Origin of the sequence: Apibacter sp., assembly GCF_025291155.1 — a bacterium.
Classification (GTDB): Bacteria; Bacteroidota; Bacteroidia; order Flavobacteriales; family Weeksellaceae; genus Apibacter.
On sequence record NZ_JAMBJZ010000069.1, the window covers coordinates 1 to 11,546 of the forward strand.

Genomic DNA, 11,546 nt, shown 5'->3' on the forward strand with positions numbered 1-11,546 from the left:
GGAAATGATAATTTGTTTTTTTCAGTAATAGGTCTTACTTTATAAGATAATATTAAAATACTAATCGTAGCACTGTTAAAAATAAAATTAAATATTTATTAATTAGAATTTCTGAAAACACAATCCTATAAAATATTTCGTTAAACATACTAATTTTTAATAACATTTTGTATAAGTTAACCTTCTACAACCTGGAAATGATGCTAAAAAATATATATAAAGCATATATTATTACATAAAATGCCAATAATGCTATATTAACATAGATCATAATTTTAACTGTATTAGATTTAGATAAAGCACTAGAGTAATTTCCTTGTGCATATTCTCTAGATACTTCATTGGCAAAATAAATGGCAAAACCACCTAAAATCAATCCTAATGGATTGCAGCAAACAGAACTAAGAATTGTCGTTATGACAGCTAATGTCATATAATTTTTGGGTGGTACATTGTTTTGTTGTACATCGTTTTTTTTATTAGTATAAGCAGAATTTTCATAGATTTGGTTAGTTTGTTCTTCCATAAAATTTATTTTATTATTAATTACTTATATAAATTTAACATTTTATCACACTTTAAATAATTTAAGTAAATTATATTAAAACTATAAAGCAATCGCTTATTCATAACATTATCTTTACTGTAACAAAAGTATTGCAAATATTATGTTTAAGCAAATGTTAAAATTTTATTTTAGAAAAAAATTAAACGTCAAATTAACTCAATTTAATTTATCTTATTTTTAACCTTTCATATAAGTTGATTTATCACATTCATCATTATTTTTCATACTAAATAATAAATATCTTTTTATTGTCATCTTAAATATTTAGATATTTGCAAAAAATAAATTAATGATATCTTTAGAAACAACCATTTCCAATAAAACATTTAGTAATTGTTTAATGAATGCTTCCGGAGTTAAATGTATGACTTTAGAGGAATTATCAAATTTGAAAAATTCCGAATCAGGAACATGGATAACTAAAAGTTGTACAATATCCCCTCGAGAAGGTAACCCATCTCCAAGATATGTAGATTTACAATTAGGAAGTATAAATTCTATGGGATTGCCAAACCTTGGCTTTGAGTTTTACCTTGATTATGCACTAAAAGAACATAAATCCGGAAATGATAATTTATTTTTTTCAGTAGCAGGTCTTACTTTAGAAGATAATATTGAAATGCTAACCCAAATTGAAAATTCAGATTTTCAAGGGTTAGTAGAATTAAATTTATCTTGTCCAAATATTCCAGGAAAACCCCAAACCGGATATGACTTTGATAGAACCGATGAAGTTTTAAAGCAAGTATTCTCTTTCTATACAAAACCTTTAGGAGTTAAATTACCTCCATATTTCGACATCGTTCATTTTGAAATGATGGCAAGTATTTTAAATAAATATCAGTTACGGTTCATTACCTGTATTAATAGTATTGGAAATGCACTATATGTTGAAGACGAATCAGTAGTAATCAAGCCTAAAGGTGGATTTGGGGGGATTGGAGGTGCTTATGTAAAACCTACTGCTTTAGCAAATGTTAGAATGTTTCATAAATTATTAAAAAAAGATATTTCAATAATAGGTTGTGGTGGGGTTGAATCCGGTAAAGATGTTTTTGAACATATTTTATGTGGTGCTTCAATGGTTCAAATAGGAACTCAATTGATGAAAAATGGTACTAAAGTATTTTCAAAAATACTTACTGAACTAAAAGAAATTATGAAAGATAAAAATTACACAACTATATTAGATTTTAAAGGAAAGCTAAAAGAGCTTTAATTTTTTTAATAGCTTATTTTGGTACATTATTTTCTAATTTAAAAATATAATTCAACATATATACGTATAAGATAAATGTTAACTATTGGTATTGCAGGAGGAACTGGTTCCGGAAAAACTACAGTTGTAAATAATATTCTTAAACAGCTGGATTCTAATAATGTAAATGTATTAACTCAAGATAATTATTACCACTACAATCCAGAACTTTCATTTGATGAAAGAGAATTGTTAAACTATGATCATCCAAGATCCATTGATTTCGATTTGTTAATTGATCATGTAAAAAAATTAAAGACAGGTCAACCGGTTGAAGAACCTATTTATTCTTTTATAACTCATTCCAGAACTGAAGATATAACTATTATTCAGCCTAAAGAAATATTAATTGTAGAGGGTATTTTAGTATTGACTAATCCCGAACTTAGAAAACAATTTGATGTAAAAGTTTACGTTAATGTAGATTCAGATGAAAGACTTATTAGAAGGATTAGAAGAGATATACAGGAGAGAGGAAGAGATTTAGAGGAGGTTTTACAACGATATCAATCTACCTTAAAACCGATGCATGAGGAATTTATACAACCTTCTATGGCATATGCAGATATTATAATTCCTACTATGAAAAAAAACACCGTTGCTATTGATCTACTAAGTACAGTAATACAAAACACTTTGAAGAATCGTACAAATTAAAAAAATGGAAAAAAATAAAACTAAAGCCTCTGCTAAGAAATCTATTTTTGGTAAGCATTGGTATTCCAACATATATTTATACCTTTCATTAATTTTCATTGTATGGATGTTTTTTATTGATACTAATTCTTACTTAACTCATAAAGAGTTAAATAATGAAATATCTAAATTAAAGCATGAGAAAGACTATTATAAAAGTAAATTAGACTCTGAAAATATTCAGTATGAAAATTTAAAAAATAATAGAGAAGTTAGGGAAAAATATGCACGTGAAAAGTATTTTTTTAAAAAACTTAATGAAGACATTTTCATAATAATTACAAAAGATAATTCTATAAATTCTAAATCTAATCCTTAATTTTTTTTACTTATATTAATTGATGCTTTGTACATTTGACAAAATAATTTATTATTAGATACTCTCGAATTAAAAATTAATTAGAAAAGATATTGTAATTTGATAGCTTTGGGAAAAATAATAAAATTTTAGAGAAAAAATAATTATAATTAAATTTTTAAATTATATCTAATTAAAGCTTAATTTTATGATAATTAACAATTATTAAAAGCTACAAAATCAATAACTATACAATAAAATGATAATTTTATTTAAATATCACATAAAATCAAATTATTGAAAAATATGAATTATAAAGATATTAGCAAAGGTATCATAAGTGCTGTATCAGTAATTTTTCTCACAGTTCTTTTATTTTTTCTATTGTGGAAAATACGTTTTGTATTAGCCTACATATTTGTAGCATTTGCCTTTTCATTAATGGGCAGGCCTTTAATGAATTTTTTGAGCGAAAAAATTAGAATTTCCAATACTATATCAGCTTTCATAACGCTGTCAATCATGGTTGGTATATTACTTACATTTCTAAGTTTTGTAATTCCTTTAGCTCTTGAACAAGCAGGGAACTTATCTCTTCTCGACATTAATAAATTACAAAATTCAATAACCGAGCAGGTTAAATTGATTGATGAAGCTTTAAAAAATAGACATATTTATTTATTTGAAGATAATTATGCGCAATTATTTGCTTCAAAATATAATTTTAAAATACATATGGATACTCTTCAAAGCGGATTTTCTTTATTAGCTGAATTGGGTATTTCTATATTTTCCGTTACTTTCATTACCTTTTTTTTCTTAAGAGAAAAAGACTTATTCAATCGTATGATTATTGGAGCTGTACCTACTAATAATATTAAAAAAGTTATTCAAGTACTTTCAAATATTAAAGACTTACTTACCCGGTATTTTCTTGGTATTTGTTTACAAATATGTTCTATGTTTTTATTGTATTTAGCTATTTTAGGTGGTTTCAAAATTAAAGATATGGTGATAATTGCTATGTTCTGTGCATTTTGTAATTTAATTCCTTATTTAGGACCTTTACTTGGCTTTTTTATAATAAATTTATTAAGTATGAGCAGCATGTTTTCTTTGGGAATGGATTTTAATTCACAAATTATACCAACTATATTTTGGATTAGTATTTTATACCTAATTGCTCAATTGATAGATAATGCTATTTTCCAGCCATTGATTTATGCAAAAAGTGTAAAATCTCATCCGTTGGAAATTTTTTTAGTTATGTTGATATCCGGAATTTTATTTGGAGCTATAGGAGTTACTTTTGCTATTCCGGGCTATACGGTTTTACGAGTAGTTTTGAAAAGCTTTTTTAATCGCTTTAAAATTGTTCAAGCTATTACCAAAAACTTATAATTGTTTTCAATTTATACTTTAAAATAAAATTGATATAATTAACTGGCTCAAGTAAAATTAAAAATTATAATAAATAATGCTATGCTTAACTATTGTATTTTAGCTATTATAATTTTTTCTTTAATATAAAATTGTATTATTTAATAGTGATTAATAAACAACTTATAAATGAAGAAGTACAAGAATATATAACCCAAAATTTATATTCTGATTTATCTAAATTAAGATTTAGAAAATCACCTTTTAATAACATCTCTTCCCTTGAATTAGTTCAACAAATTCAAGGAAAAAAAATTGCTCAAAAAAAATTACCTTTTCTCTATAATAACAATCGAATCATTTATCCTCCTCATCTAAATTTAGAACAAGCATCTTCTCAAAGCACAGCTTTGTATAAGAAAAAAATTATTACTGGTAAAAATGGAATCGATTTAACCGGAGGTACCGGAATCGACTGTTATTTCATCTCAGAGAATGCAACTAATTTTTTTTATGTTGAACCAAACTATGAATTATTGGAGATTGTAAAACACAATTTTTTTAGCTTGAAAAAAAGAGATATTCATTTTATTAATAAAACCGCTGAAGAATTTATATCTGAAAATACTCAATCATTTGATTTTATTTATTTAGATCCTTCACGTAGAGATGTAAATAAAAATAAAAAAATTGAAATTATGGACTTGTCACCAAACATTCTAGATTTACAAAATCAATTATTTAAATTTACATCGAAAATCTTTATTAAATTATCACCTCTTTTAGACTTGCAAAAAGTAATAGACCAATTGCCCATATCTAATATATATATTGTATCAGTTAAAAACGAAACCAAAGAATTAGTATTGGAATTAAGATCTGAAAAATTAGAATATTTGAATAATCCTTATATTCATTGCGTAAACCTAGAAACAAAACAACCCGATTTTCACTTTAACTGGCGAGATGAAAAACTCTCTGATACTCCCTCCTATTCACTTCCTAAATCGTATTTATATCAACCTAATTCATCTCTTTTAAAATCAGGAGCCTTCAAACTTATCGGCAATAAATTTAAACTTGAAAAATTGCATTCTAATACTCATATTTATACCTCTGAAAAAAAAATAGAAGATTTTCCAGGACGGATATTATCAATTATTGATAAAAATTTTAATCCTAAAAAGACAAATAATAAAAAATTTAATATAATTAGCAAAAATTATCCCATAAAGCCGGAAGAAATCAAAAAAAAATATAATCTTATTGAAGGTGGTGACATCTATCTAATATTCACACGTTCTCTAGAAGGAAATGTTTGCATTTTAGCCGAAAGTATTTAATTTCTCAAATTAGAGATATTTTATTTTTATAACAATTTATATTTATTTTAATAAATAATTAAGATTATAAAAATTAACTTGCACAATAGTTTTATAAGAAATAATATTAAAATATTCATGTAAAAATGTATAAAAAATTTATTTGCATTATATTATTATTATTTAGCCTTTTCAATTTTATTTTTATCAATTGTAAAAAAAATAATGCTGAAGTAAAAAAGGTTAAGCAAAATACTCCTTCCTTAGTTCCCGGATATTATGATATAAATTTTAATAAAATTTTTACAAAAAAGGATAACCATTCAACTAATGATGATAGCATTATATATCAACTAAATAAATATTATACACATGTTTGGAAGGCATATAACCTAAATGGCAGTATTTTAGTTGCTAGAGGTAATAATATATTGTTGGAAAAGTATAACGGATTCTCAAATTTTGAAAATAAAACATTAATTTCTTCTCAAACTCCTTTACATGTCGCTTCAGTAAGCAAAATTATAACTTCATTAGCTATTTTAAAATTAGTTGAAGCCAATAAGCTTAATTTAGATCAAAAAATAAAGACCATACTTACTAAATTTCCTTATCCGGATATAACTATACACGACTTATTGACTCATCGAAGCGGGCTTCCTGAATATACCCATTTGGTTGATGGTATTAAAACGTGGGACAAAAGAAATAAAATTACCAATGACGATATTCTATCCTTGTTTTCAACCTATGTTCCAACTCTACAATCAATAAGAGATACACATTTTTCTTATTCTAATACCAATTTTGCCTTATTAGCTTTAGTTGTTGAAAAAATAACTAAAATGTCATTCCCTGAAGCAATAAATATTATGATATTTAGGCCTTTAGGAATGAACAATTCTTATATACTTCAAGAAAAAGATTTAAAAAAAGTTACCCTATCTTATTATCCGAACGGTAAACCTTATCAATTTAATCATCTTGATTTAGTCTATGGAGATAAAAATCTTTATACCACACCTAAAGATCTTTTCAGATTAAGCCAGGCAATGTTTGCTCCGAATTTTTTACGAAAAGATTTATTAGATAAAATGTATACTCCTTATAGCAATGAAATCCCCAATATTAAAAATTATGGTTTGGGCATGCGTTTAATGGTGTTTAACAACGGTAAAAAATTAATTTATCATACGGGATGGTGGCATGGTAGCAAAGCCATATTTATTCATTTATTGGATGAAAAAGTTACTATCATAGCCATAGGAAACAAATATTCTAATATGGTATTTTCCGCAATACGTTTAGCTCCTTTATTTGGTGATTATCCTCTACCGAATATAAATAAATATAAATATCCATAACTATAATTTATATTATTTAGAAAATTATAATTGAGTAAAAAGATTATATATATCAAATAGGACGATAAAATTACTAAGGAATTTATTTATATTTGCTTACGATAAAAAAATTTTAAATGAAGGATTACAGTATTAAAGAATTGTTAGCTAAAGGAAAAGATGCTTTACAGGAAGAAGTAATAGTAAGAGGTTGGGTGCGATCATTTCGTTCCAATCAATTTATTGCGTTAAATGACGGTTCCGGACAAAATAATATTCAAATTATTATCAATTATAACAATTTCGATACAGAAACCTTAAAACAAATTACCACTGCATCTTCATTATACGTTGAAGGCATGGTAACGGAAAGTAAAGGAGCAGGTCAAGATATAGAAGTCGTTGCAAATGTTATAAAAGTATATGGATTTGCTAACCCCGAAGAGGTACAAGAAACTATTTTACAGCCTAAGAGACATTCTTTGGAAAAATTAAGAGAACAGGCTCATCTTCGTTTTCGTACCAACACGTTTGCTGCAGTAATGAGAGTGAGAAATGCGTTAAGTTTTGCCATTCACCAATATTTTAATAAAAATGGATTTTGCTATATCAACACTCCGATAATTACAGGATCGGATGCAGAAGGTGCTGGGGAAATGTTTACCGTTACCAATTTGAATTTAGAAAATATACCTAAGGATACGGATGGAAAAACCGATTTTTCGCAGGATTTTTTTGGCAAAAAAACCAATTTAACGGTTTCTGGTCAGTTAGAAGCTGAAACTGCCGCTATGGGCTTAGGAAAAGTATATACATTTGGACCAACTTTTAGAGCTGAGAATTCAAATACGACCCGTCATTTAGCAGAATTTTGGATGGTAGAACCCGAAGTAGCTTTTTATGATTTAGATGACGATATGAATCTTGCTGAAGACTTCCTTAAGTATTGTATACAATATGCCGTTGATCATTGTAAAGAAGACTTAGATTTCTTAAATAAAAGATTTGAAGATGAACAAAAACAAAAGCCAAAAGAAGAAAAATCTGATCAGAATCTACTTGAGAAGCTAGATTTTGTTCTAAAAAATAAATTCATAAGACTTAGCTATACAGAAGCAATAGAAATCCTTAAAAATTCAAAACCTAATCAAAAGAAAAAATTTAAATATCTCATAGATGAATGGGGAGCTGATTTACAATCTGAACATGAACGATATTTAGTTGAAAAACATTTTAAAAGTCCGGTAGTTCTCTATGATTATCCCGCGAAAATAAAAGCTTTTTATATGCGATTAAATGATGATCATAAAACAGTTCGTGCCATGGATGTGTTATTCCCGGGAATCGGAGAAATTATTGGTGGATCCCAACGAGAAGAAAGAATTGAAGTTTTAAAGCAAAAAATGCAGGATATGAATATTGATGAAAAAGAATTATGGTGGTATTTAGATACTCGCAAATTTGGTACCGTTCCACATTCCGGCTTTGGACTTGGTTTAGAACGTCTGGTTTTATTTGTAACAGGTATGGGAAATATTCGTGATGTAATACCTTTTCCGAGAACACCTAAAAATGCTGAATTTTAATAATATTATTATAAAATTAAAAAGATGTTTAATGAAAATTAAACATCTTTTTAATTTTATATAGATCAAACATATATTTTTTAAGTAATAAATTATATTATTAAGTTTAAATTACTAGTATTAACAAATACATATTATAAATCCTTAATAATCATACTTACATAATATCTTGATTGTTAAAATTAGCCCATTAATTTAGCTCAAAAAGATTCTAAAAAAAATGTTATTTTTATTATACCTTTACTATATAAATATTTAAAAAAAAATCATAAAATATAACTAAAACAAAACATTACAAATAAGACTTATTTCCTTTTAATATAAATTATATCTTTTCTTCATTTATACAAAAAAAATTCATTACAAAAATTATGCCTTTATTTGTATCTTCAAATTTAAAAGTGTAAATTTGAAAATATAAACCTTATTTATACTTACTTAAATTACTTTATTTTAAAGAAACTATTTATGTTAAAACAGGATTTAAGATTAAAACAACTTCTAAAACTATCTCCTCAACAAATTCAACTAATGAAACTAGTTCAGCTACCCACTCTAGCCTTTGAAGAAGTAGTTAAGCAAGAAATTGAAGAAAATCCTGCCTTAGAAGATGATTCCCATGATGATTATTATGATTCAGCGGATTCTTTTGATTCTGAAAATGAATTTGATGATTCTGGAGATAATGAAATTATTGATGCTCCAGATATAAACATTGATGAATATCTCAGTGATGATGAAGTTCCCAGCTATCGTATGCAATCTAATAATTATAGTGATGATGATGAAGAAAAAGAATTACCGTATGCTCAATATGAATCATTTCAAGAACATATTAGTTCGCAATTACACACATTCAGACTAGCAGAAAATGAAGAAGAAATAGCCGACTTTATAGTTGGAAATTTAGATGATGATGGATACTTACGAAGAGATTTATCTTCAATTGTTGATGATTTGGCTTTTACTCAAGGAATCTATACTGATGTAAAAACAATTGAAAAGTTGCTAATCAATTATATCCAAAGATTGGATCCAACTGGAATTGGAGCAAGAGATTTACGTGAATGTTTACTACTTCAGCTCAGATCAAAAAATAATACAGAATCCACGGAACTTGCTTATAAAATAATCAATGAAATGTTCGACGCTTTTACGAAAAAGCATTATAATAAAATTCAGCAAAAATTTTCTATTTCAGAAGATAAACTTAAAAGTGCTATTAGTGAAATTGAACGCTTAAATCCTAAACCGGGGAAAGCCTTTACTAATAATTCGAAAAATACGGAGCAAATAATTCCTGATTTTACTATTAGAATTGTTAATGGAGAGTTGGAACTTACGCTTAATGGAAGAAATGCACCGGAATTAAAAATTTCCAGGGAATATTCTGAAATGTTAGATACCTATAAGAATACGGAAAATAAATCACGAGAACAAAAAGATGCAGTAATGTTTGTAAAACAGAAATTAGATTCCGCTAAATGGTTTATTGATGCGGTTAAGCAACGTCAGCAAACTTTATACATTACCATGAAATCCATTATGGATTATCAAGAAGATTATTTTTTGTCCGGTGATGAAGAACAAATTAAGCCGATGATTCTTAAAGATATTGCTGAAATAACTGGTTTGGATATTTCAACTATTTCTAGAGTAGCCAATAGTAAATATGTTAATACCCCTTATGGAACCTTATTAATTAAAGATTTATTTTCCGAAAGTCTTACCAATTCAGAGGGTGATGAAGTATCCACTCGGGAGATAAAAACTATATTACAAGAAGTTATTGAAAATGAGGATACTAAGAAACCCCTTACTGATGATAACTTGATGAAAATCCTTAATGATAAAGGATATAATATTGCGCGTAGAACCATTGCGAAATATAGGGATCAACTCAATATTCCTGTAGCCAGATTAAGGAAAAAAATATAAATATATACCATAAATGCAGGTTTATTTAGAACTATTACAGCATATTTTAGATAAGGGAACCTATAAGCAAGATAGAACCGGAACCGGAACTATCAGTACCTTCGGTTATCAATTGCGTTTCGATTTACAAAAAGGGTTTCCACTTTTAACAACTAAAAAATTACATTTACGTTCCATTATTTATGAATTACTTTGGTTTTTGAAAGGTGATACAAATATTAAATATTTGAATGATAACAAGGTTCGCATATGGAACGAATGGGCTGATAAAAACGGCGATTTAGGCCCTATTTATGGATATCAATGGAGAAGTTGGGGAGCTCCCGACGGCAAACATATTGATCAAATTTCTGAGATATTAGATCAAATTAAAAATAACCCAAATTCTCGTCGAATGCTTGTTTCTGCTTGGAATGTGGCAGACATCCCTCAAATGGCTCTTGCTCCTTGTCATGCTTTATTCCAATTTTATGTGGCAGATGAAAGACTATCTTTACAATTGTATCAAAGAAGCGCAGATGTTTTTTTAGGTGTACCGTTTAATATAGCATCTTATTCTTTACTCTTGTGTATGATGGCTCAAGTTTGTAATTTAAAAGTTGGAGAATTTATTCACACTTTCGGAGATGTCCATATATATAAAAATCATATAGATCAAGTGAAACTCCAATTAGCACGTAACCCCCATTCACTACCTACTTTACATCTTAATCCGCTAAGAAAGGATATTTTTAATTTTCAATATGAAGATTTTTCTATAGAAGGTTACAATCCAGATCCTCATATAAAAGCAGAGGTCGCCGTTTAATATTTTAATTTCATTTTAGAAATAATTAAAAACCTGGTGGTTCATCTTGTAATAATAAATATTATTTATACAAATTTATTTTTAAATGTTAGATATAACTATAATTACTTATATCTAACATTTATTTTTAAGAAATTATTTAATTATTATATTTCAGTTCTATCTTATTTAACGAAGAATTTGTGCTATCTTTTTCATTATACATGACAGTATTTAATCTATTATCTATTTCACGATTTGTCACTAAAACTTTTATATCGGTTTTTTGTTTTATTCTTTCCACACCTTTTTCAAAAATATAACATTTTGTTTCTAAAATAACATCGTTAAAATTATTATATGAATAATT

11 protein-coding genes are annotated in these 11,546 nt (G+C 26.9%); 9 read left to right on the forward strand and 2 right to left on the reverse strand.

Annotated features, from left to right (window positions below; translation table 11 throughout):
* Positions 1 to 184: 184 nt before the first annotated feature.
* Positions 185 to 526 carry a CD225/dispanin family protein gene (locus M3Z80_RS07280; protein WP_293918881.1) on the reverse strand — a complete coding sequence of 114 codons (342 nt, stop codon included), beginning with the start codon at positions 524 to 526 and terminating at the stop codon, positions 185 to 187.
* A 334-nt stretch (positions 527 to 860) separates the two neighbouring features.
* On the opposite strand from M3Z80_RS07280, the gene M3Z80_RS07285 reads away from it, so the two are divergent.
* From M3Z80_RS07285 to M3Z80_RS07325, 9 genes are all read left to right on the forward strand, one after another.
* Entirely contained in the window at positions 861 to 1,787 is a 927-nt protein-coding gene (locus M3Z80_RS07285; protein WP_459251447.1) for a dihydroorotate oxidase, read from the forward strand.
* Between the two features lie 75 nt (positions 1,788 to 1,862).
* Positions 1,863 to 2,483, forward strand: a complete 621-nt coding sequence (gene udk, locus M3Z80_RS07290; protein ID WP_293918883.1) for a uridine kinase — start codon at positions 1,863 to 1,865, stop codon at positions 2,481 to 2,483.
* A 4-nt stretch (positions 2,484 to 2,487) separates the two neighbouring features.
* The gene (locus M3Z80_RS07295; protein WP_293918884.1) at positions 2,488 to 2,841 is read left to right on the forward strand and encodes an FtsB family cell division protein; all 354 of its coding nucleotides are present in this window, start codon (positions 2,488 to 2,490) and stop codon (positions 2,839 to 2,841) included.
* 285 nt (positions 2,842 to 3,126) lie between these two features.
* The gene (locus tag M3Z80_RS07300) at positions 3,127 to 4,221 is read left to right on the forward strand and encodes an AI-2E family transporter (protein ID WP_293918885.1); all 1,095 of its coding nucleotides are present in this window, start codon (positions 3,127 to 3,129) and stop codon (positions 4,219 to 4,221) included.
* A 146-nt stretch (positions 4,222 to 4,367) separates the two neighbouring features.
* A complete protein-coding gene (locus M3Z80_RS07305) occupies positions 4,368 to 5,543 on the forward strand; it encodes a class I SAM-dependent methyltransferase (protein ID WP_293918886.1) in 1,176 nt (391 codons plus the stop codon).
* 125 nt (positions 5,544 to 5,668) lie between these two features.
* Positions 5,669 to 6,886: a serine hydrolase domain-containing protein gene (locus M3Z80_RS07310; RefSeq protein ID WP_293918887.1), complete on the forward strand. Its 1,218-nt coding sequence runs from the start codon at positions 5,669 to 5,671 to the stop codon at positions 6,884 to 6,886.
* Between the two features lie 116 nt (positions 6,887 to 7,002).
* The gene (gene asnS, locus M3Z80_RS07315) at positions 7,003 to 8,451 is read left to right on the forward strand and encodes an asparagine--tRNA ligase (protein WP_293918888.1); all 1,449 of its coding nucleotides are present in this window, start codon (positions 7,003 to 7,005) and stop codon (positions 8,449 to 8,451) included.
* Positions 8,452 to 8,919: 468 nt separating this feature from the next.
* On the forward strand, positions 8,920 to 10,389 hold the full coding sequence (gene rpoN, locus M3Z80_RS07320) for an RNA polymerase factor sigma-54 (protein ID WP_293918889.1): 1,470 nt from the start codon (positions 8,920 to 8,922) through the stop codon (positions 10,387 to 10,389).
* Positions 10,390 to 10,402: 13 nt separating this feature from the next.
* Positions 10,403 to 11,197, forward strand: coding sequence for a thymidylate synthase (locus M3Z80_RS07325; protein ID WP_293918890.1), 795 nt, complete (start codon positions 10,403 to 10,405; stop codon positions 11,195 to 11,197).
* Between the two features lie 139 nt (positions 11,198 to 11,336).
* On the opposite strand, the gene M3Z80_RS07330 is transcribed toward M3Z80_RS07325, so the two are convergent.
* A partial coding sequence (locus tag M3Z80_RS07330; RefSeq protein WP_293918891.1) for a hypothetical protein occupies positions 11,337 to 11,546 on the reverse strand: 210 nt, incomplete at its 5' end.

What these genes read in the sequence shown, in the direction of transcription:
- M3Z80_RS07280 (WP_293918881.1), bottom strand. Translation starts at nt 526, where the DNA reads ATGGAAGAACAAACTAACCAAATCTATGAAAATTCTGCTTATACTAAT.
- udk (WP_293918883.1), top strand. Translation starts at nt 1,863, where the DNA reads ATGTTAACTATTGGTATTGCAGGAGGAACTGGTTCCGGAAAAACTACA.
- M3Z80_RS07295 (WP_293918884.1), top strand. Translation starts at nt 2,488, where the DNA reads ATGGAAAAAAATAAAACTAAAGCCTCTGCTAAGAAATCTATTTTTGGT.
- M3Z80_RS07300 (WP_293918885.1), top strand. Translation starts at nt 3,127, where the DNA reads ATGAATTATAAAGATATTAGCAAAGGTATCATAAGTGCTGTATCAGTA.
- M3Z80_RS07310 (WP_293918887.1), top strand. Translation starts at nt 5,669, where the DNA reads ATGTATAAAAAATTTATTTGCATTATATTATTATTATTTAGCCTTTTC.
- asnS (WP_293918888.1), top strand. Translation starts at nt 7,003, where the DNA reads ATGAAGGATTACAGTATTAAAGAATTGTTAGCTAAAGGAAAAGATGCT.
- rpoN (WP_293918889.1), top strand. Translation starts at nt 8,920, where the DNA reads ATGTTAAAACAGGATTTAAGATTAAAACAACTTCTAAAACTATCTCCT.
- M3Z80_RS07325 (WP_293918890.1), top strand. Translation starts at nt 10,403, where the DNA reads ATGCAGGTTTATTTAGAACTATTACAGCATATTTTAGATAAGGGAACC.